The following is a 24,930-nucleotide window of genomic DNA, read 5'->3' as shown; positions in this document are numbered from 1 at the left end:
TACTTACGTGCCCTCATCTTTCTCATCTCGGTCTCCGCAACAGTTCGATTCTGTTGCGTTGACCGGTTGAGACCACCGGGACCCAGGCTTTCGGGAAGCGCCGCAATGCGGCGCTTTTTCTTATGGCGCGCACTTGTCGCCCGAGAGCGCCATCCGCTCGTCGGAGGTATACCCTGCTGGCAAGCGGTCGTAGTATCAGACGTCGACTGAAGAATGAGCAGCGCCGGATAACCTGGCGGACTTCGAGCAATGCATATCCCGCACTTCACAAGGAAAACCGAGGCAGATCCAGTACTTGCGACCGCACCGGGACGCGATTTATCCGGCGCGTGCTGGATAAGCGGTGAGGCGCGCGAGTGACATTACGTTAGATCGCAGGGAAAACCGCGCGGGCGCTCAGCGCATGCCATGAGCACACAACGCCGGAACGTTCGAACGACAGTGGCCTGCCTGTGCCGGTCACTCGGTGGAGGCCTCCGAGTGGGGGCGCGCCTACAGTTCGAGGAGGACGAGCGGTCGGAGCGGGGCCAGGACTATTGGATCGGCTACAAGATTGTTGATTCTCAGGCCGACGAGCGTGGCGAGGTATCCGTCGGCTATCTTGCCTTCTCCTCCGACTTCCGAGTGTTTGCCTCGATCGTCGTGGACGGCGAAGATGTCGCATCCGAGTCTCTGACGATTCACCGACGCATTCGAAACGCGCCCGGGAGAACGGTCGAACCGCAAGAGCTGCGCGACACTCTGATTAGAGTCGTCGAGAGGGCGATTCGGAATCGGGCAGGATGGAAACGTGAGCCAGCGATCTAACAGAACGGTCGAGACCGACACCCAGCGGCAAGGCGCCGCGAGGCGCGTTGGAAAATCGTACGCCTCGCGGCGCCTTGCCGCTGGGTGCGGCTCACCTTCACGTTAGCCATCACCGACCGTCAGTGCTAGCATGTGCGCCATGATGGACTGGTCGAGCTGTTCCGCAGTGGAGCGAGAGCCCAGTCGTGTGAGCGGCGCCTGGGTTTTCCGTGGCACGCGCGTTCCGGTCGCCGCCCTCTTTGAGAACCTGGAGGGCGGCGCGTCGATTCAAGACTTCGTGCAGTGGTTCCCGGGCGTGTCCCTGGACCAAGTTCGTGCTGTTCTTGAGCACACTGCACGGAGTTCTGCGGCCGTCGTGTAGTGCGCATCCTCTTCGACCAAGGCACGCCGGCGCCGCGGCGCCACGCGCTGGTCGGACATTCCGTCGAGACCGCGTTCGAGTTGGGGTGGGGAACACTGGCGAACGGTGCGCTGATCGCAGCCGCGGAGGCTGAAGGGTTCGAAGTTTTCCTGACGACGGATAAGAACCTGAGATATCAGCAGAACCTGGCGGCGTGTCGTCTGGCTATCGTCGTTCTATCCACCACTAGCTGGCCGCGGATCCGTCCGGTCACAGCAAAGGTGCTCGAAGCAGTTGGTACGGCGCGCCCGGGCAGCTTCATCGAGGTTAGCGTGGAGTGATGGCTAACAGGTCGGTCGACTCGGACACGTTGCGGCAAGGCGCCGGTCACCTTCACGTTCGACGTCACCGGTTGGCGCCGCGGCAACCCTGGTGTAGCATCCCACTATGCAGCTCGCTACCGGCACTGTCGTCGACGGGAAAATCGTTCTGGAGGGTACTACCTTGCCGGAAGGGACAGTCGTGACCGTGCTCGCCCGTGACAACAGCGAAACTTTCGAGCTTCCGCAAGAGCTTGAATCTGAGCTCGCTGCCTCCATTGCCGAAGCGGACCGCGGCGAGGTTGTTTCGGCCGCGGAGCTGTTCGAACGGCTTCGCCGCATCTCCTGAGCTGAGCGTGCTTGCCGTTGGGATCACTCCCCGGGCGTTGGCACAGATCGAGCGAGCCGCGAAGTGGTGGAGTGAAAACCGGCCAGCGGCCCCAGACGCTATTCGGCTGGATTTGGCCGAGGCTCTTGAGGTGCTTGCACAGCAACCTGGCATAGGAGCTCGCTGCAGCACGCGTCATTACTCCGACGTTCGACGGCTCTACCTCTCCCGCACGAAGTACCACGTCTACTATCGTGCAACCGCCGACAAGCTCATTGTTCTGGCGTTCTGGCACGCCAGCCGCGGGCGTGGTCCAACGCTGTGACGGCCTGATGTCGAACAGAACGGTCGACACCGACACGCAGCGGTCAGCGCTTGTCCAGTAGCTCGGTGCACTGCGTTGGTGCGCCACGGCGAGTACTTTCACTTCATTCCCTGCGACTGCATATCGCAAAGTGTAGGAAAAGCGTTTGAGGTGGTGGAAGTGAACGCCATGTTCGTCTTTTGGCCAGTCGACGGCAGTCTCTTCCAGGCCGTCGATGGGGTCGTCGACTTCCGTTCCGAACGCATCGACCGCCAAGGGGCTCTTATCGAAGTACCAGAGAAAGGCCTCGCGCAATTCCGCTTCGGCGTCGGGAAGGACAACGGCGGTGAAACGGGTCACAGCGAGCGGTATCGCTGCTTTACTTCGGTCCAGGGAATAGCGCGCACCTTGCCGGCCCGCAGGTCGTCAAGGCGGCGCTTTATTTCGTCGCGCCATGCTTCAGATACGGCGCTTGGGTCTGCACTCTCGAGACTATCGAGCAATGCGACGGCAACTCCCGAGCGCTCGTCATCCGGCAGTGCGAGCGCTTCGTCCAAGATGTGGTCTACACGCGCATTCCACACAGTAAACTGTCTCGAAGCATGCGGAGGTCGCAATGTCCACCCTAGTCGACGAACTTTCAGCTCGCGCCAGAACCCTGTCAGCCGAGGATCGCGCCCGACTTGCAGAGGAACTCCTTGAGTCTTTGCAGGGGGAGGTTGACGCCGACGCAGAGGTTGCCTGGGACCGGGAGATCGAACGCCGGGTAGCCGAGATCGAGTCGGGCGCCGTCCGTCTTACCCCCGCCGAAGAAGTCCACGCAGAAGCCCGCCGTCTGATTCGGCGGTGAGAGCGGTCCGCTACCACCCGGAAGCGCGTGCGGAGTTTCTGCGCGAAGCTTGGCCGAAGCACCGGAAGAAGACGCGCCGGGTGATTGATCGCGGGTTCAAGTTCTCGCTCGTTTACCTGCACAACGATCACGAGATCCATGTTGTCGCGATCGCGCCGATGAAGAGGCGACCAGGCTACTCGACGAGGCGCGACCGTGACGTATAAGAGGTCACTCGACTCGGACACCTTCACGTTAGCGCACTGAACCGACGATGCTTACCCTCCGCTGTACCCAGAAGCTACTCGCCCGCGGTCTGGAGGCCGGCTCGGGTGTAGAGCGGCCGCCGACGACACTACTTGCGGACTGGTACGCCCATGTACTCACTCGTAAGCCGCAGCATCTGGTACTTTGCATTAGCGAGAGGACGCTTCTGCCCGTTATCCTCCCGGCGAAGGACGCGAAGTCATTGCCCCGGCGCCTATCCGACGCCGTCTGCGTCGTTCTTGGTCATCTCGGCATCGAATCAGCGGCAATTGAGCGGGAGAGAGCGGAAATGAGTACTGTGCAAGTCGCTCGCACGGCCAGTCGCAGCGTGCTGGGCTCATTGAACGATTTCGTGTTCCAGCTGCAGGTCGGCCTGGACGTTAGCCCCGAGAGGTCGCTCGTCGAGCAATCGCTCTGGCTCGCGGAGACGCCGTGCAAGCCGCTTGGATATTCCAGCCCAGAAAGGGCAACGCAGGCGCTGTTCGCCTCGTCGGCAATCCTTGCGAAGGTTGGGCACGGTGCGCCTTGACAGGGCGGTCGCCCCGGATACGTTGCGGCAAGGCGCCGCGATTCGCCGTTGGATCTCTTGCACCGCGCGGAGCCTCGTCGCAATGTGCCGGTCACTTTCCCGCTAGAGCTCACGGTGTACCACTGCTTCCCTCCTGTCGATCTGCGCGCGAAGGCGCCCATCTGGGCTGGGGTTGCGCCGCGACATCCGCTGGTATTCGGACTCTCCGCGTTTGGCGATCTGTTTCTCTGCACTGGGGATCAACGGGAAACCGCCCTACTCACCACGACGCATCCCCAAGTTGTCCCGCTGCGGTGCGACGCATTGCAGGACTTCGAGAGGGTGTTCCTGGCCGATCCAAAGGTCCAGGAGGATGTGCTGCGTGCGAGCGACTTCGAAATTCTTGTGACCCGCTTGGGCAGCCTGAGCCTGGAAGAGTGCTTCTATCCAGTGCCGTACCCGGCTTTGGGCGGGAGCGGAGCCCTGGAAACGTACGAGAAGGGAGACGCCTGGGTACATCTGCACATCTACGGTCAAGTCATGGGTCTGGCGGCGTGAGCCCTGACTGCTCGGTCGACCCGGATCGTTGGCACGCATGAAAGACACGCGCGTACAAGTCGCTCAGTTCGAATTGCGACATATCGCTCCCGCGCGAACGCTCTGGGAGCAATCCGAAGGCGTGGGTTTGAGCGCGGCGGACGAAGCACCCAGGCTCGCTGCGTTTCTTTCCCGCAATCCGGGACTCAGTTTCGTCGCCGAGCCGTACGGCGAACTCCGGGGCACAGTGCTATGCGGGCATGACGGGCGCCGCGGGCTGATTCACCACCTGGTCGTCTCCATGCGCGCGCGGCACTAGACTTGACAACCCGCGCCGAGGCGATCGCCTCCCTCTGTCCCATGACAACCAAACATGTGAACAACTCGATCGCCGCCACCACCATCGCCTGCCTCGCCGCGGCCTGCACCTCCACGCCGCCGACCCGCAGCCCTTCGCCGGAGGTCCATGAAGTGGCCTTCCGCTGCACCGACGGGCAATCCCTCTCCGTCCGCTTCCTCCCGGCGCAGGAACGCGCCGTGCTGCTGCGCAACGGGGACGCGATCGAGCTTCCGCAGCAGCGCAGCGGCTCCGGCTTCATCTACAGCAACGGCCCCACCACGATCCGCGGCAAGGGGAACGACCTGACCGTGGAGATCGGCCGCAGGGTGCCGCTGCACTGCAAGGCGCCGCCGTGAGCTTCGCCCGCCTCGCCCTGCTCACGACGGCCGCCATGCTCGCTTTCGCGGGCAATTCGCTCCTGTGCCGTTGGGCCCTCCGCGACACCGGCATCGATCCCGCATCCTTCGCGGTGATCCGCCTCGCCTCGGGCGCGGTCGCCCTGGCCCTGCTGGTGCGGCCGGCCAAGGCCGCGGGCGGCGGGGACTGGGGTTCGGCCCTGGCACTCTTCGCCTACGTGGCGACCTTCTCGTTCGCGTATGTCCGCCTTTCCGCCGGCGCGGGCGCGCTTCTGCTGTTCGGCGTGGTGCAGTTGACGATGGTGCTCGGGGGGCTGGCCGCCGGCGATCGCGCCACCCTGGCGCACCTGGCGGGCCTGTCCGCCGCGCTCGCCGGCCTCTATCTCCTCGTGTTCGCACAGGACGCGGGCGCGCACGACAGCCTCGGCGCTCAGGCGCTCATGGCGGCCGCCGGCGTGGCGTGGGGGATCTACAGCATCCGCGGCCGCCGCGCGCGGGACGCCAAGGCCGTGACGCGCGGCAACTTCGTCCGTGCCGCCGCCTTGTCCGTCACCTTGCTGCCGCTGGCCGCCAGCCACTGGAGCTGGCAGCCGCGAGGCATCGCGCTGGCCGTCACCTCGGGGGCACTGACCTCGGGGGCGGGCTACGTTGTCTGGTACTCGGTCACGCCCCATCTGCGGGCCGTCCAGGCGTCGACCGTGCAATTGAGTGTTCCATTGATCACCGCGATCGCCGGGATCGTGTTCCTGCAGGAGAGCCTGGTCGCCGGCCAGGTCGCCGGAGGCTTGCTGATCCTCGGGGGGATCGCACTGACGTTCAAGCGCCCATGAAGACCCAGTACTACACCGCCACCAGCCTCGACGGCTTCATCGCCACCGAAGACGACTCGCTCGAATGGCTCTTCCCCCTCGGCGACGTCAACGAGACGAGCTATCCCTCCTTCATCGCCGAAGTCGGCGCGCTGGCCATGGGTTCGTCCACCTACGAGTGGATGCTCCGCCACGCGGTGAAGGTGCAGGACCAGATGGGCACCGCCTGGCCCTACACGCAACCCACGTGGATCTTCTCCAGCCGCACCCTGCCCCGCGTCCCCGGCGCCAACCTGTTCTTCGCGCAGGGCGACGTCCGTCCGGTGCACGAGCAAATGCGCGCCGCGGCGAAGGGCAAGAACCTCTGGGTCGTCGGCGGCGGCGACCTGGCCGGCCAGTTCTTCGATGCCGGCCTGCTGGACGAGATCATCGTGCAGGTCGGCTCGGTCACGCTCGGCCAGGGCAAGCCGCTGTTCCCGCGGCGGCTCACGGCGCCGCCGCTTCGCCTCACCTCGGTGCGGCAGGTCGGCAGCGGATTCGCGGAGCTGCGCTACGAAGTGCCGGCGCGCTGATCACGCGCACTCGCGGTCCGGGCTGCTCTCCCGCAACTGCCGCAGCTGCGACTGCAGGCGCGCGTTCTCCAGTACGATCGCCGCGGCGTTGCCGATCATCTTGACGGTGTTGCGGTCGCTCTCCGTCGGCCCGCGCGGCTCGCGGTAGTACAGGGCCAGCGTGCCGAGCACGGAGCCGTCCTTCGCGAGGAAGGGCGTGGACCAGCAGGCGCGCAGGCCGTGCTGCAGCGCCAGCCCGCGGTAGTCCGCCCAGAGCGGGTTGCGCTCGATGTCGGTCACGACGATCGCGTGGCCGAAGTGCGCCGCCGTGCCGCAGGAGCCGACGTTCGGGCCGATCTCGAGTCCGTCGATCGCCTCGTTGTAGGCGTCGGGCAGCGAAGGCGCCGCCCCGTGGCGCAGGTGCCTGCCGTCCTCGTCCAGCAGGAGGATGGAGGCGAGGAAGCTGCCCTCGGCGAGCGACTCCGCCGTGCGCACCAGCACCTCCAGGATGTCGCGCAGCGCGGCGCCGTCGTTCGCCAGCTGCAGCGCGCGGTTCTGCCCTTCCAGCAGCAGGCGGTAGCGTTCGGAGGGGCCGATCATGACTGCACCACCTTCTCGCCGCGCGCCTCGGGCAGGTGGCCCAGCGCGTTCAACAGGTCGCGCGTGCGTTCCTGCACGCGTTCCTCGAGCCGGGCGTTCAGCTCGGCGAGCGCGGCGTGCGATGCCTTCTGGTCCTCGATGTCGGTCGTGGTGCACACCCAGCGGACTTCGTCCGCGTCCTCGGAGCAGACGGCGCGGGTGAGGTGCCAGCGCCAGGCGCCGTCGTGGCGGCGGAAGCGGAACTCGCCCTGGAAGTCCTCCCTGCTCGCGACGGCCGCGCGCCACAGGGCCAGCGTGCCGGGCAGGTCCTCCGGATGGATCGGCATGAGCCATCCCTCGTCCAGCAGCTTGCCCGTGCGCAGGCCGGTGTACTCCAGCATGCGCTGGTTGACCCAGTCCACGCTGCCGTCCTGGCGGGCCGTCCACACCGGCGTGGGCAGGGCCTGCGCCAGCGCGCGGAAGCGCGCCTCGCTGCGGCGCATCGTCACTTCGGCGGCGCGGCGCCGGTCGATGTCGATCAGCACGCCGGGGAAGCGGTGAGCGTGCCCTTCGGCGTCGAGCTCCACGTGGCCGTTGGCCTCGATCCAGCGCCAGCCGCCGCCGCTGCGCGGCACGCGGTACTCGGCGCAGTAGGGGCCGCCCTTCTCGATGGCAGCCGTGACGAGCCGGTTCACGCGGTCCACGTCCTCCGGATGGATGGACTGCTTCACCTCCTGCAGGGGCAAGCCCCTCTGCATGGCTTCGGGGTCGAGCGCGAAGCAGCGGGCGAAGCGCTCGTCGGCCGTGAACCGGTCGGCCTTCACGTCCCAGACCCAGGTGCCCAGCACCGTGCCGGTGTTCAGCGCCAGGGCGATGCGCTCCGATGCCTCGCGCAGCCGCGCCTCGCTCTCCGCGAGCTTCTGCGCCGCCAGCACGCGCTGCGTCGTCTCGCTCACGATGCACAGCACGCCGGCCGGACCGCCCTCCTCGTCGCGCACCAGCGAGTAGGAGATGTCGAAGTGGACCGTCTCCATGAAGCCCTGCCGGTCGATGCGGAACGGCCGGTCGGTCGCTGCCACGGTCCGCCCGGTCTCGAGGACCGAGCGCAGCAGCGGCCCGAGGTCGTCCCAAAGTTCAGCCCAGCCTTCGGCCGCGGGGCGGCCGAGCACGTGCGGGTGCTTGCGGCCGATCGTGGGCGCATAGGCGTCGTTGTAGAAGGCCCGCAGCTCGGTACCCCAGAACAGCACGATCTGCGCCTGCGAGGCGAGCATCATGTTGACGACCGTGCGCAGGCTGGCCGGCCACGATTCGATGGGGCCGACATCCGTGGCGGCCCAGGGATGGCGGCGGATGCGCTCCGCCATCTCCCCTCCTTGCCGCAGCCAGCTCGCCGCCGGTCCCTGCCGGGCACATGCATCGTTGTCGTTCATTGCCGCTCCTTGCCACCGCGGCGTCGGGCACCCCAGCCGGTGGCGATTGCGCGTGGCTACGAGCATGCACGGCAAATGCCATGTCCGGCGTCGGCCGCATCGCGGCGCCCTTGTAGGACAAAGCCGATGGCCGAGCGCTGCCGCGGCAGGCGCGCCCCCGCGGCCTCACCCGTGCAGCGCGCGCGAATCCTGCGGGGCCTGCGCCCGGTCTTCCATGCCGTAGTCGCGCAGCACGGAAGCGATGCGCAGGTGGTAGTCGCGGAAGATCGTCTTGCGGCCCGCGGCCTGCGCGGCGCGGTGCGCCTCCAGGTTGCGCCACTTCGCCAGGCACGCCTCGTCGCGCCAGAAGGAAAGCGACAGCAGCTTGTCGGGGTCGGTCAGGCTCTGGAAGCGCTCGATGGAGAGGAAGCCCTCCATCTTCACCAGTTCGTTCTTGAGATCCGCCGCCCAGTTCAGGTAGGCATCGCGGTGCTCGGGATGGGGCCAGACTTCGAAGATCACGCCGACCATGAGGGGTCCTCCTTGGAAAAGATGGGGATGCGGGCATTCGGCAAGGGGCGGTAGCCGCGGACCGGCCCGAAGCGGCGCAACGCGCCGGCGGATTGCAGCGCGCGCAGCGCTGCCGTGGCGATGCCCAGGGCGATCCGCTCGCCGGGGCAGGCGTGGGCGCCATGGCCGAAGGCCAGGCCGCCCTCCTCGTCCACCAGCACCAGCAGCACGCCCTGGCCCGCCGCGATCGGCTGGCCGGCGAGCACGAGGTCCCGCGCGGCGAAGCGGCGCGTGTTGTGGACCGCGGGGTCGCGGCGCGCCACGTCGGTGACCCAGGCCGTGTCGATCGCCTGCTCCGGCGTGCGCTGCAGGGCGGCGATGCAGTTGCCGATCAGCCCCGCCGTCGCGTCCCTGGCCTGCTGCATCAGCGCGATGCGATTGGCCGCCTGCACGCGCGAGAGGCCCTCGGACTCGCCCTGGGCCATGAGGACGACGCAGGCGGCGTCCGCGCGGGCGATCGCGTCCCGGCTCGCGCCCGGCGCGATGCCTTGCACGAAGTCGTGGACACGGGCCACCGTGGCATCGAGCTCCTGCGCCGCGACGCCCAGCAGGCGGGCCATCGCCTGCACGGGGATGGCGGGCAGCAGGGGATCGACATCCATGCGGGAAGCCAGGTCGGTGGCCGCGGCCTCCGCCGCTTCGCGCACCCGCGTCTCTGCCCAGCGTGCGCTCGCCGCGGCCACGCCGGGCTTGTGCCGCGCGTGGAACGCCCCGTCGGTCATGCGCACGAGCTGCCCGAACACTTCATCGGTCACCGTGCCGAGCAAGGCCGCGGGCACGGGCTCCGCCGCCGGGCGCACGTGCAGCTGCGCGTGCAGCAGGGCCTCGCGCACCACCACCGAGCCGCTCGCGACCCACAGGCGCAACGCCTCGTCGAAGAAGAGCGGTTTCGTGCGGCGCAGCCGCGCATACCAGGCATACGGCTGCGGATGGCTGGGCGCGGCCACCACGTCGCGGGGTTCGTCCATGCGGGCCAGTGTGCGGCGCCGCGCCATGTTTGTCGAGCGGGAACAGTTTGGCTACGATCGAAGCATGGAAGCCGAACCCGATCTCGCCCGCATCGCCGCGACCGTCGGCGACCCGCGCCGCATCCAGATGCTCGCCCTGCTGATGGAGGGCCGCGCGCTCACCGCCAAGGAGCTGGCGCTGGGCGCCGGCGTGGAGCCGGCCACGGCGAGCGCGCACCTCAAGCGCCTGCTGGAGGACGGCCTCGTCGAGGCGGCGGCGCAGGGCCGCCACAAGTACTTCCGTTTCGCTTCCGAGCAGGTCGCGCAGATGGTGGAAGGCCTCATGCGCATCGCGCCGCGCAAGCCGGCCAGCACGCGCGTCACCACGCCGCTGCCGCTGCGGCGCGCGCGCTACTGCTACGACCACCTGGCCGGCGCGCTGGGCACCGGCCTGCTGGCGCTGATGCTGCGCAAGGGCTGGCTGCGCGACGACGAGGACGAGCCCAAGCAGCTCGCGCTCACCCCGCGCGGGACCAGGGCGCTCACCGGCCTGGGCATCGACGTCGCCTCGACGCAGGCGCGCCGGCGGCAGTTCGCCTGCCGCTGCCTCGACTGGTCGGAGCGCCGCGACCACCTGGGCGGCGCGCTGGGCGCCGCGCTCGCGCAGGAACTGCAGGCGCGCCGCTGGATCGAGCGGCGCAGGCACAGCCGCGAAGTGCGCATCACGGCCGCGGGCGAACAGGAATTCGCCGCGCTGGGCCTGAAGCTCTAGACGCGCACCGTCTCCAGCAGCTCCGCCAGCACGGCGAGCACCAGCTCCGGCTGCGTGAGCTGCGGGAAGTGGCCGCTCTTCTGCGCGATGACCTGCTCGCCCAGCGGCGACAGCCGCGCCAGCTCCTGCTGGTGCGCGCGCTTGGCGCCCACGGCGCCGGGCGACAGCAGCCAGGACTTGGGCGTGAGGCCGCCGGTCACCACGCGCACCGGCACCGGCGGGAAGGGCCCGGCGAGTTCGACCTCGCGGCCGGTGTCGTCGGCGCATTCCAGTTCGCCGTGCACGTTCTTCTGGAACAGCACCTGCGGCAGCGCGAGCAGCTTGCCGAGCGCGCGCACCAGCTGGTTCTCGTGCTTCTTGAGCATCTCGCCGTCGCCGGGATGCGTGGCCTCGACGAACAGCACGCCGGCCGTCTCCTCGGGGTAGAGCCGCGCGAACAGGTTGGCGAACAGGCCGCCGAGCGAATGGCCCACCAGCACGTAGGGCGCGGGCAATCCCGTGTGGCGCAGCAGCTCGCGCAGCGTGCCCAGCACCACGGCGCCGGTCTGCGGCTCGCGGGGCGGGTCGCTGCCGGCCATGCCGAAGCGGTTCCACGCGAGCACCATGCCGAGCCGCTCGACGGCAGGCCACAGCGGCTGCCACCCTTCCAGGCTCACTCCGGCGCCGCTGAAGAGGATGATCGAATGCGGACCCGCCCCGGAGAGGAGATAGGTCACGCGCCCCGCGGGCGTCTGGCAGGCGCGCAGCGGCGGCAGGGCGCCGATGCGGCCGGGAGCGAACTTCTGCATCGGCCGCAGCGTCCTTTCCCTCAGGCCCCGCCGATGCCGACGATCACCTTGCCCGTGCCCTGGCAGTTCGGGCAGGCCGAGGCGCCGATGCGGCCCGTGCCGCCGCATTGCGGGCAGACGTCCTCGCCGGTGCTGGGCGTGCCCGCGGGGGCTTCGTCGCCCGGGGCCATCGGCGGCTGCGTGCGGTGCACGGCGAGGTCGATGGAAGCGCCCGGGTCTTCCTCGCCCGCGACGGAAGTCGTCAGGTCGATCGGCGCGCCGGGGCGCACGGGGGACCGGGAGTCCGGATGAGGATCGGAGGGCTTGGCGGCCATGGCAAGTCCTTGGGGGATGAGGCCATGGTAGGAGCCGCCTGCAGGGGGTGGCGTAGGACGGGGGCGCGTGGCGCGCCCCTGCCCTTCAGCGGCCTTTCCAGGCCGGCGGACGCTTGTTCACGAACGCCTGCACGCCTTCGCGGAAGTCCTCGCTGCCGTACGTCCGCCGGATCAGGTCTTCCCCGTCCGGCAGGTCGTGGCGCAGCAGGCGGCCGAGGGCTTCCTTGCTCACCTGCTGCGTCACCGGCGCCAGCGACGCGAGCTTCGTGCACAGCTTCTGCGCGGCCGCTTCGATGCCGTCGGCCGGCACGACCTCCAGCACGTAGCCGCAGGCCTGCGCCTCCTCGGCGCCGACCATGTCGGCCAGCAGCAGCAGGCGCTGCACGCGCGGGCGGCCGAAGCTCGCCACCAGCCCGGCCACGTTGGCCATGGACAGGCAGTTGCCCAGCGTGCGCGCGATCGGCACGCCGAACTTGCTGGCCGGCGTGGCGATGCGGAAATCGCAGGTGCTGGCGATGGCGAGGCCGCCGCCGATGCACCAGCCCTGCACCACGGCCACGGTGGGCATGGGCAGGGAAGCCAGCAGTTCCATCGTGGCGTCGATGCGGCGCTCGTACCGGATGCCGTCCTCGCCGCTCTTGAAGTCCTGGAACTGCGCGATGTCGGTGCCGGCGACGAAGGCCTCGCCGCCGGCGCCCTGGAAGCGCACCGCGCGCACCGAGGCGTCGCCGCGCAGCTGCTCGCAGATCGCGCGCAGCCGCTCGTACATCGCCCAGGTCATCGCGTTGCGCGCCTCCGGGCGGTCGAAGGTGACGGAGGCGATGCCCCCGTTCACCTCGAGGTGGACCGCACCTTCGCTCAAGCGTCGACCTTGACGTTCGCTTCCTTGATCACCTTGGCCCACTTGACCTGCTCGGTGTGCATGAACTCCTTGAACTTCTCCACGGAGCCGCCGCCGTCTTCCGCGCCGGAGACTTCCAGCTTGGCCATGACGTCGGGCATCTGCAGGGCCTTGTTCACGTCCTCGTTCATGCGCTTGGCGAGCGCCGGCGACATCTTGCCGGGGCCGACCAGGCCGTACCAGGTCGTCGCCTCGAAGCCGGGGAAGCCGGACTCGGACATCGTCGGCACCGTCGGGTGGCCGGCGGCGCGCTTCTGGCGGGTCTGCGCAATGGCGACGGCCTTGCCGTTCTTCACGTGCGGCGTGGCGGCCGTCATCGTGTCGAAGCTGTACTGCACCTGGCCGCCGATCAGGTCGGTCAGCATCGGGCCGGAACCCTTGTACGGCACGTGGATCGCCTTCACGCCGGCCTGCAGCATGAACATCTCCAGCGCCAGGTGCTGGGCCGAGCCCGGGCCCGCGGAGCCGAAGCTGATCTTGCCGGGGTTGGCCTTGCACAGCGCCACCAGGTCCTTGACGGTCTTGGCCGGCTGCATCTGGCCGCAGATCAGCAGGTTGGGCGTGACGCCCACCAGCGCGATCGGCTGGAAGTCCTTCTCGGCGTCGTAGTGCAGCTTCTGCAGGTTGGGCACGATCGCATGGCTGTTGATGTGCGCCATGTGCAGCACCGTGCCGTCGCCCGGCTGCTTGGCCACGTAGTCGGCGGCGATGGTGCCCGAGGCCCCCGCCTTGTTCTCGACGATCACCTGCGTGTTCCACATGTCGGCCAGCTTCTGGCCGATCACGCGCGCCAGGATGTCGGTGCCGCCGCCGGGCGCGAAGCCGACGACGAGGCGCACGGGCCCGCTGGGCAGCGCCTGCGCGCCCGCCAGCGACGGCAGCGCAAGGGTGGCCGCGGCACCGGTCATGAATGTTCTGCGTTTCATGTTGTCTCTCTCTCCTGAGGTGGTTGGGGGAACAAGGGAATCGTCACGCCGCCTTCTGCAGGGCGACTGGTGCCGGATGCCCGGCGAAATATTCCATGGCGGCCGCGACGCCGGAACCGGCGAGCTTCACGCCCGAGAGCTTGAACGCCATCTCGCAACCGGACAGCGCCGCCATCAGCGTGAGGTCGTTGCAGTCGCCGAGGTGGCCGATGCGGAACATGCGGCCCTTGATCTTGCCCAGGCCGGTGCCCAGCGACAGGTCGAAGCGCTCGTAGGCGACGCGGCGCACGGCGTCGGCGTCCACGCCTTCGGGCATCACCACGCCGGTGAGCACGGGCGACTGGCTCGCCGCTTCGGTGACCTGCGTTTCCAGGCCCCAGGCCTTCACGGCGCCGCGCACGCCCTCGGCCCAGCGGCGGTGGCGCGCGAAGACGCCTTCCAGGCCGCCCGAAGCGGGATCCAGCAGCATGTCGCAGGCTTCGGCCAGGCCGTACAGCAGGTTGGTGTTGGGCGTGTAGGGCCAATAGCCCGTCTTGTTCATCTCGACGATCTCGTCCCAGGCCCAGAAGGACTTGGGCATCTTCGCCGCCTTGCTCGCTTCCAGCGCCTTCGGCGACAGCGCGTTGAAGCTGATGCCGGGGGGCATCATCAGGCCCTTCTGCGAGCCGCTGACGGTGACGTCCACGCCCCACTCGTCGTGCTTGTATTCGGCCGAGGCCAGGCCGGAGATGCTGTCCACGAGCAGCAGCGCGGGGTGCTTCGCGGCGTCGATCGCGCGGCGCACGGCCAGGATGTTGCTGGTGGCGCCGGTGGAGGTCTCGTTGTGGACCACGCACACGGCCTTGATGCTGTGCTCCTTGTCGGCCTTCAGGCGCTCCTCGATCAGGTGCGCCTGCACGCCGCGGCGCCAGCCTTCGGTGCCGGGCAGGCCCAGGAACTCCGTCTTCAGGCCCATGCGGGTGGCCATCTTGTTCCACAGCGTGGCGAAGTGGCCGGTCTCGTACATCAGCACGTGGTCGCCGGGGCTCATGGTGTTGGCGAGCGCGGCTTCCCAGGCGCCGGTGCCCGAGGCGGGGTAGATCGCCACCGGGTGCTTCGTCTGGAAGACCTGCTGGATTCCCTTCAGCACCCGCAGCCCCAGGACGCCGAACTCGGGGCCGCGGTGGTCGATGGTCGGGTAGCTCATCGCCCGCAGGATGCGATCCGGCACGGGCGACGGACCGGGGATCTGCAGGAAGTGGCGGCCGGTGGGATGGAAATCGAGCGTGACCATAAGGCTAGGTGTGTTCCGGAGGGTTGCTAGGAGGCCCTCATTTTTTGCATACAAAATTCAATTGTCAACACCACCCAACCCGAAGTCTCCCGTTTGCACGGGTTAAGGATTGCATACAAAATAGCGCCCCATGACCGCGGAAGTGATCTCCATCCCGCGCGCCTCCCTGCACGAGCAGGCGGCGCAGCGCCTGCGCCAGATGCTGGTGGAAGGGCGCATCGCCCCGGGCGCCAAGCTCAACGAACGCGAGCTGTCCGAACTGCTGCATGTTTCTCGTACCCCCCTGCGCGAAGCCATCAAGATGCTCGCCGCCGAGGGGCTAGTGGAACTGCTGCCCAACCGCGGCGCGATAGCAGTTTCCCTGAGCGAAGCCGATATCCTGAATACTTTCGAAGTCATGGCCGGGCTGGAGGGCTTGGCCGGCGAACTGGCCGCCCAGCGCATCACGCCGCAGGAGCTGGCCGAGATCCAGGCGATGCAGTTCGAGATGATGGCCGCCTACACCCGGCGCGACCTCTCCGGCTACTACACGCTCAACGCCCGCATCCACGAGGCGATCAGCGCCGCCGCCAAGAACCCGGTGCTCGCCACCGTCTACCAGCAGGTGAACGCCCGCCTGCAGGCCCTGCGCTTCCGCTCCAACCAGGACGGCGAGAAATGGAAGCGCGCCGTGAAGGAACACGAGAAGATGATCGAAGCCCTGGCCGCCCACGACGGCGCCGCCATGCGCGAAGTGCTGGTGACCCACCTGCGCAACAAGCGCGACGTGGTGCTGGAGCAGCTGCGCGCGGCGCAGAAGGGGAACGCGGCATGAACGCCCCCCTGCCCCTGGAAGTCACGCGCGAGGCCGCGGGCGCCGCGTACGACAAGGTCTCCCGCGCCAGCAACGAAGTCGCCGGCCGGCTCGCGCAGCGCCTCGCGTCCGAGACGCAGGGCGAGGTGCTGTTCTCGCCGGCGGACCGCGGCCGCTACGCCACCGACGCCTCCATCTACCAGGTGATGCCGGTCGGGGTGTTCGTGCCGAACTCGGCCGAGGACGCGCGCATGGCGCTGGACATCTGCCGCGACCTGAAGGTGCCCATCGTCCCGCGCGGCGGCGGCACCAGCCAGTGCGGGCAGACCGTGGGCGCGGGCCTCGTGATCGACTTCTCCAAGCACGTGCGCAACGTGCTGGAGGTCGACGCCGCCAACCGCACGGCGACCGTCGAACCCGGCATCGTGCTGGACCACCTGAACGCGCACCTGAAGAAGACGGGCCTCTGGTACCCGGTGGACGTCTCCACGGCGGCGCAGGCCACGCTGGGCGGCATGGCCGGCAACAACTCCTGCGGCAGCCGCAGCATCGCCTACGGCAACATGGTGCACAACGTGCTGGGCGCGCAGGCCTGGACCTCCGACGGCGCCCTGCACGATTTCGGCCGCTTCGACGAAGCGGCGGGTGCCGCTCGCGCCTTGGGCGAACGCGTGCGCGACCTCGCGCTGGCCCTGCGGCCCGAGATCGAGGCGCACTGGCCCAAGGTGCTGCGCCGCGTGGCCGGCTACAACCTGGACGTCTTCCACAACCAGAACGAGCGGCCCTACACGGCCGACGGCAGCGTCAACCTCGCGCACCTGCTGGTCGGCAGCGAAGGCACGCTGGCGCTCACCCGCAGCCTGAAGCTGCGCCTGTCGGAGCTGCCGCGCGCCAAGGTGCTGGGCGTGGTGAACTTCACCAGCTTCTACCAGGCGATGGACTCGGCGCAGCACATCGTGAAGCTGGGCACGGACGGCACGCTCACGGCGGTGGAACTGGTCGACCGCACGATGATCGAGCTGTCGCTGCAGAACCCCGCCTTCGCGCCGACGGTGCGCGCGGCCCTGATCGGCGAGCCCGAGGCGCTGCTGCTGGTCGAATTCGCCGGCGCCGACCGCGCCGCGCTCACGCGCAAGCTCGCGGAGCTCGAGCAGCTGATGGGCGACCTGGGCCTGCCCGGCTCGGTGGTGCTGATGCCCGAGGAAGCGCCGCAGAAGGCGCTGTGGGAAGTGCGCAAGGCCGGCCTCAACATCATGATGAGCCTCAAGGGCGACGGCAAGCCGGTCTCCTTCATCGAGGACTGCGCCGTGCCGCTGCAGCACCTGGCCGAGTACACGGACGCGCTCACGCAGGTCTTCCGCAAGCACGGCACCAAGGGCACCTGGTACGCGCACGCCTCGGTCGGCACGCTGCACGTGCGGCCGATCCTGGACATGCGCCGCAACGGCGCGGCGGGGATGCGCGCGATCGCCGAGGAAGCCTCGGCGCTGGTGCGCAAGTACAAGGGCGCCTACAGCGGCGAGCACGGCGACGGCCTGTGCCGCGGCGAGTGGATCCGCTGGCAGTTCGGCCCGCGGATCGATGACGCCTTCCGGGAGATCAAGGGCCTGTTCGATCCGCTGGGCCTGCTGTCGCCGCAGCGCATCGTCGATCCGCCGCGCATGGACGACACGCGGCTGATGCGCTTCCCGCCTTCCTACAAGGTGATCCCGCTGCAGACCGCGCTGGACTGGAGCGCCTGGGACGTGCAGAACGACCCCGCCACCGAGCGCACCACGGCGCCCGGCACGGGCGGCGATCCCGCCCAGGGTTTCGCCAAGGCGGTGGAGATGTGCAACAACAACGGGCACTGCCGCAAGTTCGACGCCGGCACCATGTGCCCGAGCTACCGCGTCACGCGCGACGAGCAGCACCTCACGCGCGGGCGCGCCAACACGCTGCGCCTGGCCGTCAGCGGCCAGCTCGGCCCGGACGGGCTCGCGAGCGATGCGGTTCGCGAGGCGCTGGACCTGTGCGTCAGCTGCAAGGGCTGCAAGCGCGACTGCCCCACGGGCGTGGACATGGCGCGCATGAAGATCGAGTTCAGGCATGCCGACGGGAAGAAGAACGGCTGGTCGCTGAAGGACCGGCTCATCGCCCGCCTGCCGGACTACGCCGCGACGGCCAGCCGCTTCGCGCCGCTGCTGAACCTGCGAAATCGCATCCCGCTGCTCGCCACGCTCGGCGAAAAGCTCCTGGGCTTCTCGGCGAAACGCAGCCTGCCGCAATGGCAGTCGCGCCATTTCTTCAACAGCGGCGTGCGCGGCGCGACGCGCGAGGAGTTGCTCGCGTCCGCGAAGCCGGTCGTGCTGTTCGTCGACACCTTCAACGGCTTCTTCGAATCGGCCAACGCGCAGGCGGCCTTCGAGGTGCTGCAGGCCGCCGGCTACACGGTGCACGTCGCCGCGAAGCAGCACGCCGGCGGCGGGCACCTGTGCTGCGGCCGCACCTATCTCGCCACCGGCATGGTGGACGAGGCGAAGGCGAAGGCCGCCGAACTGCTGGACGCCCTGCATCCGCTCGCCGAACGCGGCATCGCGATCGTGGGCCTGGAGCCTTCGTGCCTGCTTTCCATGCGCGACGAGATGACGGCCATGGGCTTCGGCGCGCGGGCGCAGGCGGTGGCGAGGCAATCGCTGCTGCTGGAGGAGTTCCTGGCCCGCGAAGCCGCCGCCGGCCGGCTGGAAGCGCTGCGCGCGCGGCTGAAGCCGCTCGGCAAGCCCGTGCTGGTGCACGGCCACTGCCACCAGAAGGCCTTCGGCGCGGTGTCGCCGGTGCTGGAGGTGCTGAAGCTGGTGCCGGGCGTGCAGCCGCAGCTGGTCGAATCCAGCTGCTGCGGCATGGCCGGCAGCTTCGGCTACGAGGCGAAGCACCACGCCGTCTCCATGCAGATGGCCGAACTGAGCCTGCTGCCGGCCGTGCGCTCCGCGCCGGACGCGATCGTCGTGGCCGACGGCACCAGCTGCCGCCACCAGATCCACGACGGCGCGCAGCGCGAGGCGATCCACGCGGCGGTGCTGCTGCGCATGTCATTGCGGGGCTGAGCGGAGGGCACAATCAGCCCGTGACCACCGCCCGCCCGCTCCGCTTCCGCCTCTTCCTGCTGGCGGCGAGCGGGTTGCTGCCGCTGGCGATCGTGGCGGCGGCGGTGCTGGCCTACCTGGGCAACGAGCGCCAGCGCGATGCCCAGGGGACGGCGCTCGCCGTCTCGCGCGCGCTGGCGACGGCCGTCGATGCGGAGCTGCGCGCCACCATCGGCGTGCTGCAAAGCCTGGCGCTGTCCGACGAACTCGAGCCGAGCCGGCTCCCCGCTTTCCAGGACCTGGCGCAGCGCATCGCCGACGCGCAAGGCTGGCGTTCGGTGGTGCTGGCGGACGGCCAGGGCCACGTCCTGCTGAGCTCCGCCGTGCGGCACGAAAGCGTCAGCCCCGCGCCGGTGGACCAGGAAAGCATGGCGCGCATCCTGGACACGCACCAGCCCGTCGTCGGCCGCGTCGCCGTCGGACGGCGCAACGTCGGCCCGGCCTTCGCGGTGCGCGTGCCGGTGCTGGAAGGCGGCGCGCTCGCCTACGTGGTGTCGGCGGTGATCCCCACACAGCACATGCAGGCCGTGCTGCTGCGGCAGAACGTGCCCGCCACCTCGGTCGTGGCCATCTTCGACCAGACGCTCACGCGCGTGGCGCGGACCCGCTCGAACCCGCAGCAGGGCCCTTCCCCCTCGCTGCGCGCGCTGCTGCAGGGAAGCACCCTCGAAGGCACGGGCATCACCATGACGCTGGAAGGACAGCGCACCCACACCGGCTTCACCCGCCTGCCGGCCTGGGGCTGGGTGGTCGTCACCGGCATTTCCGCGGAGGACACGGGCCACGGCCTGGTCGGCGTGCTCGGCGCGGTGGGCATGGGCCTGCTCGCTTCGCTGGCGCTGGCGGCCTTCCTCGCCTGGTATTTCACGCGCTCGGTCACCGAACCGATCGACGCGCTCAAGGCCGCCGCCGGCGCGCTGGGGCGCGGCGAGCCGGTGCACTTGGGGCCGCTGGGCATCGCCGAGCTGCGGGAAGTGGGCCACGCCCTGGAAGTGGCCTCGGCCGATCGCGATCGCGCCGCGCGCGAGCGCCAGGCGGCCGAGACGGAACGCGAGGAACTGCTGCAGCGCGCGACCGACGCCTTGCGCCAGGCCGAGGAAGCCGGCCGCAGCAAGGACGAATTCCTGGCGATGCTGGGGCACGAACTGCGCAACCCGCTCGCGCCCATGGCGACCGCGCTGCACCTGATGGGACGCAAGGGGGACGCGGCCACGCGCGCCGAGCGCGAGGTGATGGAGCGCCAGGTCGCGCACATGAAGCGCCTGGTGGACGACCTGCTGGACGTCTCGCGCATCACCGGCAAGCGGCTGGAGATGCGGATGCAGCCGCTGCGCCTGGCCGAACTGGTGCGGCATGCCGCGCAGGTGGTGCAGCCGGTGCTGGGCCTGCGCCGCTTCACGCTGGAGATCGCGCCCGACGCCGAGACGCTTTGGGTGTCCGGCGACGAGGTTCGGCTCGGCCAGGTGCTGCACAACCTGCTGGGCAACGCGATCAAGTTCACCGCTCCCGAGGGGCGCATCGCGCTGCGGCTGCGCCGCGCCGGGGACCAGGCTGAAATCGAGGTACAGGACGACGGCGTCGGCATGCCGGCGAACGTGCTGGCGCACGTGTTCGACCTCTTCTACCAGGCGCCGCAGGGCGCCGACCGCTCGCGCGGCGGGCTGGGCCTCGGGCTGCCCATCGTGCGCAGCCTGGTCGAGATGCACCACGGCACGGTGCGGGCGCAGAGCGCCGGCGAGGCGCAGGGCAGCACGCTGACGGTGAGCCTGCCCACCATCCTGCCGCCCGTGGACGCCGCGCCCTCGCGCGATGCCACCGCCGCATCCGGCCGCGGGCGCGTGCTGCTGGTGGACGACAACCAGGACGCCGCCGACACGGCCGCCGCCCTGCTGGAACTCGCGGGCTACGAAGTGCGCATCGCCTACGATCCGGGGGTGGCGCTGGCGCTGCTGGAGGAATTCGCGCCGCAGGTCGCGGTGCTGGACATCGGGCTGCCGGGCATGAGCGGCTACGAGCTGGCCGCGCGCCTGCGCGGGCACCCCAACGGCAGCCGCTGCCAGCTGATCGCCCTCACCGGCTACGGCACGGCGGCCGACGCGGCGCAGGCGCTGGAAGCCGGCTTCCGCCAGCACCTGGTGAAGCCCGCGACGCCCGACACCCTGCTGGACGCCGTGGCGGACGCCCTGCACGAAGAACAAGGAAACGCATGACACGACCCCTCCTCCTCGGCTGCATCGCCGACGACTTCACCGGCGCGACGGACCTCGCCAACAACCTGGTGCGCGCCGGCATGCAGGTGGTGCAGGCCATCGGCGTGCCGCGGCGACCCGTGGGCGACGCGGACGCGGTGGTGGTGGCGCTCAAGTCGCGCACCATCCCCGCCGCCGACGCCGTGGCGCAATCGCTCGCCGCCCTGGAATGGCTGCGCGCCCAGGGCTGCCGCCAGTTCTACTTCAAGGTCTGCTCCACCTTCGACTCCACGCCGGCCGGCAACATCGGGCCGGTCGCGGAAGCGCTGCTGGACGCGCTCGGCGCGGACTTCTGCTGCGTGACGCCGGCCTTCCCGGAGAACGCGCGCACCGTGTACCAGGGCTACCTGTTCGTGGGCGACGTGCTCCTGAGCGAATCGGGCATGCGCCAGCACCCGCTGACGCCCATGACCGACGCGAACCTCGTGCGCGTGCTGCAGGCGCAGTCGCGCGGCAAGGTGGGATTGATCCCGCACGCCGTGGTGCGCGGCGGGAGCGAAGCGATCCGCGCGCGCATCGCGCATCTGCGCGCGCAGGGCGTGCGCCTGGCCATCGTCGACGCGGTCGCCGACGCGGACCTGCTGGAACTCGGGCGCGCGATCGCCGACGCGCCGCTGGTGGTGGCCGGATCGGGCGTGGCCATCGGCCTGCCGCCCAACCACGGGCTGAAGCCTTCCGCGGCCGCGGCGGCGCTGCCTGCGGCGAGCGGCAGGCAGGCGATCGTCTCCGGCAGTTGCTCGCAGGCGACGCAGCAGCAGGTGGCGGATTTCCGCGCGGCCGGCGGCGCCGCCCACGCGATCGATCCGCTGCAGCTCGCGCGCGAGCGCGACGCGGTGGTCGATGCCGCGCTCGCCTGGGCGCAGCCTCGCCTGGACGCGGGCCCGGTGCTGGTCCATTCCACCGCCACCCCCGAGGACGTGCGCGCCGTGCAGCAGCAGCTGGGTGTGCACGACGCCGGCGCGCTGGTGGAGCAGGCGCTGGCCGCCGTCGCGAAGGGCCTCGTCGCGCAGGGCGTGCGCCAGCTGGTGGTGGCCGGCGGAGAAACCTCCGGCGCCGTCGTGCAGGCGCTCGGCGTGGAGCAGATGCGCATCGGCGCGCAGATCGACCCCGGCGTGCCCTGGTGCCATGCGAGCACGCAGGCCTGCGGCGGCGCCGGGCTGCACCTGGCGCTGAAGTCGGGGAATTTCGGCAGCGTGGACTTCTTCCGCAAGGCCTTCGGGAGGCTGGCATGACGAGCTGGGGTTCGCCTGCGGCTCACCGCCAGCCTACGGAAGAAGCACGGGCACGGGCAGAGATCTGCCGCGTCGGCAAGAGCCTGTTCGACCGCGGCTACGTGCACGCGACCGCCGGCAACATCAGCGTGCGGCTGGACGACGGCTTCCTGATCACGCCGACGGACGCATGCCTGGGCTTCCTCGATCCCGAGGCGCTGGCCAAGGTGGACGGCGCGGGCAGGCAGGTCGGCGGCGCGCCGGCCAGCAAGACCTTGGTGCTGCACCGGCGCATCTACGAGGCGCACGCGCCGGCGGCTGCGCCGCGCTGCATCATCCACACGCACAGCACCCACTGCGTGGCCCTCACGCTGGGCGAGGCGCAGGGCGAGCTGCTGCCGCCGATCACGCCCTACTTCGTGATGAAGGTGGGCCACGTGCCCGTCGTGCCCTACCACCGGCCGGGCGCGCCCGAGGTCGGCGGGAAGGTCGCGGACCTGATCGCGCGTTATGCCGCGGCCGGCACGCCGCTGCGCGCGGTCATGCTCAGCCGGCTGGGGCCCAACGTCTGGCACGACTCGCCGGCGCAGGCCATGGCCGTGCTGGAGGAGCTGGAGGAGACGGCGCGGCTGTGGCAGCTGTCCGATCCGAAGCCCGCCGCCCTCGCCCCCGCCGCGCTGGAAGAACTGCACACCGCCTTCGGCGCCCGCTGGTAGCCCCCGGGTAGACCCGCATGCCGCCGCAACGGCGGCCTTGCAGAATCGCGCGGCACCCCAGACAGGAGGCGGACGCGATGGCGGAAGTGAAGTGGACGGGAGGCGAGGAACACTGGACGCGCAAGGGCGACGTCCGCCTGTTCCTCTGGCACAAGAGGGCCGCCGCCGGCGTCCCGCCCGCGGGAACCATCCTGTTCGTGCACGGGTCCTCGATGGCCTCGCAGCCGACCTTCGACCTGCACGTGCCGGGCCGGCCGTTCTCGTCGGCGATGGACTGGTTCGCGGCCAGGGGCTTCGACTGCTGGACGATGGACAACGAGGGCTACGGCCGCTCGGACAAGCATCGCGACATCAACTCCGACATCAGCACCGGCGCCGACGACCTGGCCGCCGGCAGCGCCTACATCCAGCAGCAGACGGGCGCCGGCAAGCTGATGCTGTACGGCATCTCCTCCGGCGCGCTGAAGGCCGCGCTGTTCGCGCAGCGCTATCCCGAGCGCGTGGCCAAGCTGGCGCTGGACGCGTTCGTGTGGACCGGCGAAGGCAGCCCCACGCTGGAGCAGCGGCGCAAGAAGCTGGCGGAGTTCCAGGCGAAGAACCGCCGCCCCATCGACCGCGCCTTCGTCCACAGCATCTTCAACCGCGACCACCCGGGCACGGCGGACGAGGCGACCATCGAGGCCTTCGCCGACGCGATCCTGACGCTCGACTCGTCCATGCCCACGGGCACCTACGTGGACATGTGCTCGAAGCTGCCGCTGGTGGACCCGGCGCTCGTGCGCGCGCCGACGCTCGTCATGCGCGGCGAATACGACGGCATCGCCAGCCTGGAGGACCTGCTCGCGTTCTTCCGGCGCATCCCGCACATGAACAAGCAGTTCAGCGTGATGGAAGGCATCTCGCACGCGAGCTTCCAGCAGAAGAACTACATGATGGTCTACGCGATCCTCCATGCGTTCTTCACCTTGCCCGACCCGGTCTACAGGGGGTGATCCCATGCGCCAGCCCGTCCCGTCCATCGTCCTGGGTTTCCTGCTGGCGGTGGCCGGCACGGCAGGCGCGGCCGACAATGCGCCGTACCCGTCGCGGCCCGTGAAGCTGGTGGTGCCGTTCGCGCCCGGCGGCTTCACCGACGTGACGGCGCGCATCCTCGGGCAGAAGCTGTCGGAGGCGATGGGGCAGCAGTTCGTGATCGAGAACAAGCCGGGCGCGGGCTCGACGATCGGCAGCGACATCGTCGCCAAGGCGCCGCCCGACGGCTACACGCTGCTGATGGTGTCCACCACGCACGTGATCAGCCCGTGGATCTACAAGCACCTGCCCTACGACCCCATCAAGAGCTTCACCGTGGTCGGCAAGCTGGTGGACTCGCCCTACGTGCTGCTCGTGCACCCCAAGGTGCAGGCGAAGAACGTGCAGGAGTTCATCGCGCTGGCGAAGGCGCATCCCGAGTCGATCCACTATGCGTCCTCGGGCAACGGCAGCTCGCAGCACCTCATGGGCGGCCTGTTCGCCGCGATGACGGGCGCGCCGCTCAAGCATGTGCCCTACAAGGGCAGCTCGGGGGCCGCGACGGACCTGGTGGCCGGCGTCGTCGAGAGCAGCTTCGCGGGCATGCCCAACGCGCTGGCGCAGGTGCCGCAGGGTCGGCTGAAGGCGCTGGCGGTGACGACCGCGCGGCGCGCGCCGCAACTGCCGGACGTGCCGACGATGCAGGAAGCGGGCGTGCCGGGCTACGACGCGTCGGTGTGGCTGGCGCTGCTGGCGCCGGCGGGAACGCCGCCGGAAATCGTGCGGCGCTTGAATGCCGAGATCGCGAAGCTCATGGCGCAGCCGGACACGCGCAAGACCTTGCTCGACGCGGGCGTGGAGCCGACGCCTTCGACGCCCGAGGAGATGAGCGCCTACATGGCGCAGGAAATGGCGCGGTGGGGCAAGGTGGTGAAGGACGCGGGGATCAGGATCGAATAGCCACCTCCACCACCCTCACCCCGGCCCTCTCCCGCCAGCGGGAGAGGGAGAACACCGGCTCCCTCTCCCCTCTGGGGAGAGGGTTGGGGTGAG

The 24,930-nt window shown here is 69.6% G+C and carries 29 protein-coding genes; 19 read left to right on the top strand and 10 right to left on the bottom strand.

What is annotated here, in order from left to right; all coding sequences use genetic code 11:
• The first annotated feature begins 937 nt into the window (after positions 1–937).
• From ACY0MJ_RS21400 to ACY0MJ_RS21385, 4 genes are all read left to right on the top strand, one after another.
• Positions 938–1,168, top strand: coding sequence for a DUF433 domain-containing protein (locus ACY0MJ_RS21400; RefSeq protein WP_462640581.1), 231 nt, complete (start codon positions 938–940; stop codon positions 1,166–1,168).
• Positions 1,168–1,488 (top strand): hypothetical protein, encoded by a 321-nt coding sequence (locus ACY0MJ_RS21395; RefSeq protein WP_462640580.1) that lies wholly within the window; start codon positions 1,168–1,170, stop codon positions 1,486–1,488. The genes ACY0MJ_RS21400 and ACY0MJ_RS21395 overlap by 1 nt, the downstream gene beginning before the upstream one ends.
• A gap of 106 nt (positions 1,489–1,594) precedes the next feature.
• Complete coding sequence (locus ACY0MJ_RS21390) at positions 1,595–1,816, top strand: hypothetical protein (protein WP_462640579.1); 222 nt, start codon at positions 1,595–1,597, stop codon at positions 1,814–1,816.
• Between the two features lie 7 nt (positions 1,817–1,823).
• On the top strand, positions 1,824–2,120 hold the full coding sequence (locus ACY0MJ_RS21385; protein WP_462640578.1) for a type II toxin-antitoxin system RelE/ParE family toxin: 297 nt from the start codon (positions 1,824–1,826) through the stop codon (positions 2,118–2,120).
• A gap of 335 nt (positions 2,121–2,455) precedes the next feature.
• Here the strand turns inward: ACY0MJ_RS21385 and ACY0MJ_RS21380 are convergent, their stop codons facing one another.
• Positions 2,456–2,656, bottom strand: coding sequence for an addiction module protein (locus ACY0MJ_RS21380; RefSeq protein WP_462640577.1), 201 nt, complete (start codon positions 2,654–2,656; stop codon positions 2,456–2,458).
• A gap of 59 nt (positions 2,657–2,715) precedes the next feature.
• On the opposite strand from ACY0MJ_RS21380, the gene ACY0MJ_RS21375 reads away from it, so the two are divergent.
• From ACY0MJ_RS21375 to ACY0MJ_RS21345, 7 genes are all read left to right on the top strand, one after another.
• Positions 2,716–2,949 carry an addiction module protein gene (locus ACY0MJ_RS21375; protein WP_462640576.1) on the top strand — a complete coding sequence of 78 codons (234 nt, stop codon included), beginning with the start codon at positions 2,716–2,718 and terminating at the stop codon, positions 2,947–2,949.
• 253 nt (positions 2,950–3,202) lie between these two features.
• Positions 3,203–3,724 (top strand): DUF6933 domain-containing protein, encoded by a 522-nt coding sequence (locus ACY0MJ_RS21370; RefSeq protein ID WP_462640575.1) that lies wholly within the window; start codon positions 3,203–3,205, stop codon positions 3,722–3,724.
• Positions 3,725–3,772: 48 nt separating this feature from the next.
• Positions 3,773–4,261 (top strand): T6SS immunity protein Tdi1 domain-containing protein, encoded by a 489-nt coding sequence (locus tag ACY0MJ_RS21365; RefSeq protein ID WP_462640574.1) that lies wholly within the window; start codon positions 3,773–3,775, stop codon positions 4,259–4,261.
• A 37-nt stretch (positions 4,262–4,298) separates the two neighbouring features.
• Positions 4,299–4,559 (top strand): GNAT family N-acetyltransferase, encoded by a 261-nt coding sequence (locus ACY0MJ_RS21360; RefSeq protein ID WP_462640573.1) that lies wholly within the window; start codon positions 4,299–4,301, stop codon positions 4,557–4,559.
• 41 nt (positions 4,560–4,600) lie between these two features.
• Positions 4,601–4,936 carry an MliC family protein gene (locus ACY0MJ_RS21355; protein WP_462640572.1) on the top strand — a complete coding sequence of 112 codons (336 nt, stop codon included), beginning with the start codon at positions 4,601–4,603 and terminating at the stop codon, positions 4,934–4,936.
• Positions 4,933–5,766 carry a DMT family transporter gene (locus ACY0MJ_RS21350; RefSeq protein WP_462640571.1) on the top strand — a complete coding sequence of 278 codons (834 nt, stop codon included), beginning with the start codon at positions 4,933–4,935 and terminating at the stop codon, positions 5,764–5,766. Before ACY0MJ_RS21355 ends, ACY0MJ_RS21350 begins: the two co-directional genes overlap by 4 nt.
• On the top strand, positions 5,763–6,317 hold the full coding sequence (locus ACY0MJ_RS21345) for a dihydrofolate reductase family protein (RefSeq protein WP_462640570.1): 555 nt from the start codon (positions 5,763–5,765) through the stop codon (positions 6,315–6,317). The genes ACY0MJ_RS21350 and ACY0MJ_RS21345 overlap by 4 nt, the downstream gene beginning before the upstream one ends.
• Here the strand turns inward: ACY0MJ_RS21345 and ACY0MJ_RS21340 are convergent, their stop codons facing one another.
• From ACY0MJ_RS21340 to ACY0MJ_RS21325, 4 genes are all read right to left on the bottom strand, one after another.
• The gene (locus ACY0MJ_RS21340; RefSeq protein WP_462640569.1) at positions 6,318–6,896 is read right to left on the bottom strand and encodes a GAF domain-containing protein; all 579 of its coding nucleotides are present in this window, start codon (positions 6,894–6,896) and stop codon (positions 6,318–6,320) included.
• A complete protein-coding gene (locus ACY0MJ_RS21335; protein WP_462640568.1) occupies positions 6,893–8,305 on the bottom strand; it encodes a PAS domain-containing protein in 1,413 nt (470 codons plus the stop codon). Before ACY0MJ_RS21335 ends, ACY0MJ_RS21340 begins: the two co-directional genes overlap by 4 nt.
• 165 nt (positions 8,306–8,470) lie before the next feature.
• A complete protein-coding gene (locus ACY0MJ_RS21330; RefSeq protein ID WP_462640567.1) occupies positions 8,471–8,815 on the bottom strand; it encodes an antibiotic biosynthesis monooxygenase family protein in 345 nt (114 codons plus the stop codon).
• Positions 8,803–9,822 carry a cytochrome P450 gene (locus tag ACY0MJ_RS21325; RefSeq protein ID WP_462640566.1) on the bottom strand — a complete coding sequence of 340 codons (1,020 nt, stop codon included), beginning with the start codon at positions 9,820–9,822 and terminating at the stop codon, positions 8,803–8,805. The genes ACY0MJ_RS21330 and ACY0MJ_RS21325 overlap by 13 nt, the downstream gene beginning before the upstream one ends.
• A 64-nt stretch (positions 9,823–9,886) precedes the next feature.
• Here ACY0MJ_RS21325 and ACY0MJ_RS21320 point away from each other — a divergent pair, with 64 nt between their 5' ends.
• On the top strand, positions 9,887–10,573 hold the full coding sequence (locus ACY0MJ_RS21320; RefSeq protein ID WP_462640565.1) for an ArsR/SmtB family transcription factor: 687 nt from the start codon (positions 9,887–9,889) through the stop codon (positions 10,571–10,573).
• Here the strand turns inward: ACY0MJ_RS21320 and ACY0MJ_RS21315 are convergent.
• From ACY0MJ_RS21315 to ACY0MJ_RS21295, 5 genes are all read right to left on the bottom strand, one after another.
• Entirely contained in the window at positions 10,570–11,361 is a 792-nt protein-coding gene (locus ACY0MJ_RS21315; RefSeq protein WP_462640564.1) for an alpha/beta fold hydrolase, read from the bottom strand. The two genes, ACY0MJ_RS21320 and ACY0MJ_RS21315, sit on opposite strands and share 4 nt — an antisense overlap.
• 20 nt (positions 11,362–11,381) lie before the next feature.
• Positions 11,382–11,675: a hypothetical protein gene (locus tag ACY0MJ_RS21310; RefSeq protein WP_462640563.1), complete on the bottom strand. Its 294-nt coding sequence runs from the start codon at positions 11,673–11,675 to the stop codon at positions 11,382–11,384.
• Positions 11,676–11,760: 85 nt separating this feature from the next.
• Entirely contained in the window at positions 11,761–12,537 is a 777-nt protein-coding gene (locus tag ACY0MJ_RS21305) for an enoyl-CoA hydratase/isomerase family protein (protein ID WP_462640562.1), read from the bottom strand.
• On the bottom strand, positions 12,534–13,502 hold the full coding sequence (locus ACY0MJ_RS21300; RefSeq protein ID WP_462640561.1) for a Bug family tripartite tricarboxylate transporter substrate binding protein: 969 nt from the start codon (positions 13,500–13,502) through the stop codon (positions 12,534–12,536). Before ACY0MJ_RS21300 ends, ACY0MJ_RS21305 begins: the two co-directional genes overlap by 4 nt.
• 43 nt (positions 13,503–13,545) lie before the next feature.
• A complete protein-coding gene (locus ACY0MJ_RS21295; protein WP_462640560.1) occupies positions 13,546–14,775 on the bottom strand; it encodes a pyridoxal-phosphate-dependent aminotransferase family protein in 1,230 nt (409 codons plus the stop codon).
• A gap of 130 nt (positions 14,776–14,905) precedes the next feature.
• Between ACY0MJ_RS21295 and ACY0MJ_RS21290 the strand changes: the two genes are divergently transcribed.
• The 7 genes from ACY0MJ_RS21290 (at position 14,906) to ACY0MJ_RS21260 (ending at position 24,837) form a co-directional block, all read left to right on the top strand.
• Entirely contained in the window at positions 14,906–15,589 is a 684-nt protein-coding gene (locus ACY0MJ_RS21290) for a GntR family transcriptional regulator (RefSeq protein ID WP_462640559.1), read from the top strand.
• Positions 15,586–18,651, top strand: coding sequence for an FAD-binding and (Fe-S)-binding domain-containing protein (locus ACY0MJ_RS21285; RefSeq protein WP_462640558.1), 3,066 nt, complete (start codon positions 15,586–15,588; stop codon positions 18,649–18,651). Before ACY0MJ_RS21290 ends, ACY0MJ_RS21285 begins: the two co-directional genes overlap by 4 nt.
• Before the next feature lie 20 nt (positions 18,652–18,671).
• Positions 18,672–20,900 carry an ATP-binding response regulator gene (locus tag ACY0MJ_RS21280; RefSeq protein ID WP_462640557.1) on the top strand — a complete coding sequence of 743 codons (2,229 nt, stop codon included), beginning with the start codon at positions 18,672–18,674 and terminating at the stop codon, positions 20,898–20,900.
• Entirely contained in the window at positions 20,897–22,171 is a 1,275-nt protein-coding gene (otnK, locus tag ACY0MJ_RS21275) for a 3-oxo-tetronate kinase (protein WP_462640556.1), read from the top strand. The genes ACY0MJ_RS21280 and otnK overlap by 4 nt, the downstream gene beginning before the upstream one ends.
• Positions 22,168–22,866, top strand: coding sequence for a class II aldolase/adducin family protein (locus ACY0MJ_RS21270; protein WP_462640555.1), 699 nt, complete (start codon positions 22,168–22,170; stop codon positions 22,864–22,866). The genes otnK and ACY0MJ_RS21270 overlap by 4 nt, the downstream gene beginning before the upstream one ends.
• A gap of 77 nt (positions 22,867–22,943) precedes the next feature.
• The gene (locus ACY0MJ_RS21265) at positions 22,944–23,858 is read left to right on the top strand and encodes an alpha/beta hydrolase (RefSeq protein WP_462640554.1); all 915 of its coding nucleotides are present in this window, start codon (positions 22,944–22,946) and stop codon (positions 23,856–23,858) included.
• Positions 23,859–23,862: 4 nt separating this feature from the next.
• Entirely contained in the window at positions 23,863–24,837 is a 975-nt protein-coding gene (locus tag ACY0MJ_RS21260; protein WP_462640553.1) for a Bug family tripartite tricarboxylate transporter substrate binding protein, read from the top strand.
• Positions 24,838–24,930: the final 93 nt, after the last annotated feature.

Source organism: Ramlibacter sp. bp-362 (genome assembly GCF_054956735.1).
This window is presented reverse-complemented; position numbering and strand designations above follow the sequence as displayed.

What these genes read in the sequence shown, in the direction of transcription:
- ACY0MJ_RS21315 (WP_462640564.1), bottom strand. Translation starts at nt 11,361, where the DNA reads ATGCAGAAGTTCGCTCCCGGCCGCATCGGCGCCCTGCCGCCGCTGCGC.
- ACY0MJ_RS21375 (WP_462640576.1), top strand. Translation starts at nt 2,716, where the DNA reads ATGTCCACCCTAGTCGACGAACTTTCAGCTCGCGCCAGAACCCTGTCA.
- ACY0MJ_RS21345 (WP_462640570.1), top strand. Translation starts at nt 5,763, where the DNA reads ATGAAGACCCAGTACTACACCGCCACCAGCCTCGACGGCTTCATCGCC.
- ACY0MJ_RS21310 (WP_462640563.1), bottom strand. Translation starts at nt 11,675, where the DNA reads ATGGCCGCCAAGCCCTCCGATCCTCATCCGGACTCCCGGTCCCCCGTG.
- ACY0MJ_RS21400 (WP_462640581.1), top strand. Translation starts at nt 938, where the DNA reads ATGTGCGCCATGATGGACTGGTCGAGCTGTTCCGCAGTGGAGCGAGAG.
- ACY0MJ_RS21300 (WP_462640561.1), bottom strand. Translation starts at nt 13,502, where the DNA reads ATGAAACGCAGAACATTCATGACCGGTGCCGCGGCCACCCTTGCGCTG.
- ACY0MJ_RS21355 (WP_462640572.1), top strand. Translation starts at nt 4,601, where the DNA reads ATGACAACCAAACATGTGAACAACTCGATCGCCGCCACCACCATCGCC.
- ACY0MJ_RS21295 (WP_462640560.1), bottom strand. Translation starts at nt 14,775, where the DNA reads ATGGTCACGCTCGATTTCCATCCCACCGGCCGCCACTTCCTGCAGATC.
- ACY0MJ_RS21325 (WP_462640566.1), bottom strand. Translation starts at nt 9,822, where the DNA reads ATGGACGAACCCCGCGACGTGGTGGCCGCGCCCAGCCATCCGCAGCCG.
- ACY0MJ_RS21290 (WP_462640559.1), top strand. Translation starts at nt 14,906, where the DNA reads ATGACCGCGGAAGTGATCTCCATCCCGCGCGCCTCCCTGCACGAGCAG.
- ACY0MJ_RS21330 (WP_462640567.1), bottom strand. Translation starts at nt 8,815, where the DNA reads ATGGTCGGCGTGATCTTCGAAGTCTGGCCCCATCCCGAGCACCGCGAT.
- ACY0MJ_RS21340 (WP_462640569.1), bottom strand. Translation starts at nt 6,896, where the DNA reads ATGATCGGCCCCTCCGAACGCTACCGCCTGCTGCTGGAAGGGCAGAAC.
- ACY0MJ_RS21370 (WP_462640575.1), top strand. Translation starts at nt 3,203, where the DNA reads ATGCTTACCCTCCGCTGTACCCAGAAGCTACTCGCCCGCGGTCTGGAG.
- otnK (WP_462640556.1), top strand. Translation starts at nt 20,897, where the DNA reads ATGACACGACCCCTCCTCCTCGGCTGCATCGCCGACGACTTCACCGGC.
- ACY0MJ_RS21390 (WP_462640579.1), top strand. Translation starts at nt 1,595, where the DNA reads ATGCAGCTCGCTACCGGCACTGTCGTCGACGGGAAAATCGTTCTGGAG.
- ACY0MJ_RS21265 (WP_462640554.1), top strand. Translation starts at nt 22,944, where the DNA reads ATGGCGGAAGTGAAGTGGACGGGAGGCGAGGAACACTGGACGCGCAAG.
- ACY0MJ_RS21285 (WP_462640558.1), top strand. Translation starts at nt 15,586, where the DNA reads ATGAACGCCCCCCTGCCCCTGGAAGTCACGCGCGAGGCCGCGGGCGCC.
- ACY0MJ_RS21270 (WP_462640555.1), top strand. Translation starts at nt 22,168, where the DNA reads ATGACGAGCTGGGGTTCGCCTGCGGCTCACCGCCAGCCTACGGAAGAA.
- ACY0MJ_RS21360 (WP_462640573.1), top strand. Translation starts at nt 4,299, where the DNA reads ATGAAAGACACGCGCGTACAAGTCGCTCAGTTCGAATTGCGACATATC.
- ACY0MJ_RS21335 (WP_462640568.1), bottom strand. Translation starts at nt 8,305, where the DNA reads ATGAACGACAACGATGCATGTGCCCGGCAGGGACCGGCGGCGAGCTGG.
- ACY0MJ_RS21260 (WP_462640553.1), top strand. Translation starts at nt 23,863, where the DNA reads ATGCGCCAGCCCGTCCCGTCCATCGTCCTGGGTTTCCTGCTGGCGGTG.
- ACY0MJ_RS21320 (WP_462640565.1), top strand. Translation starts at nt 9,887, where the DNA reads ATGGAAGCCGAACCCGATCTCGCCCGCATCGCCGCGACCGTCGGCGAC.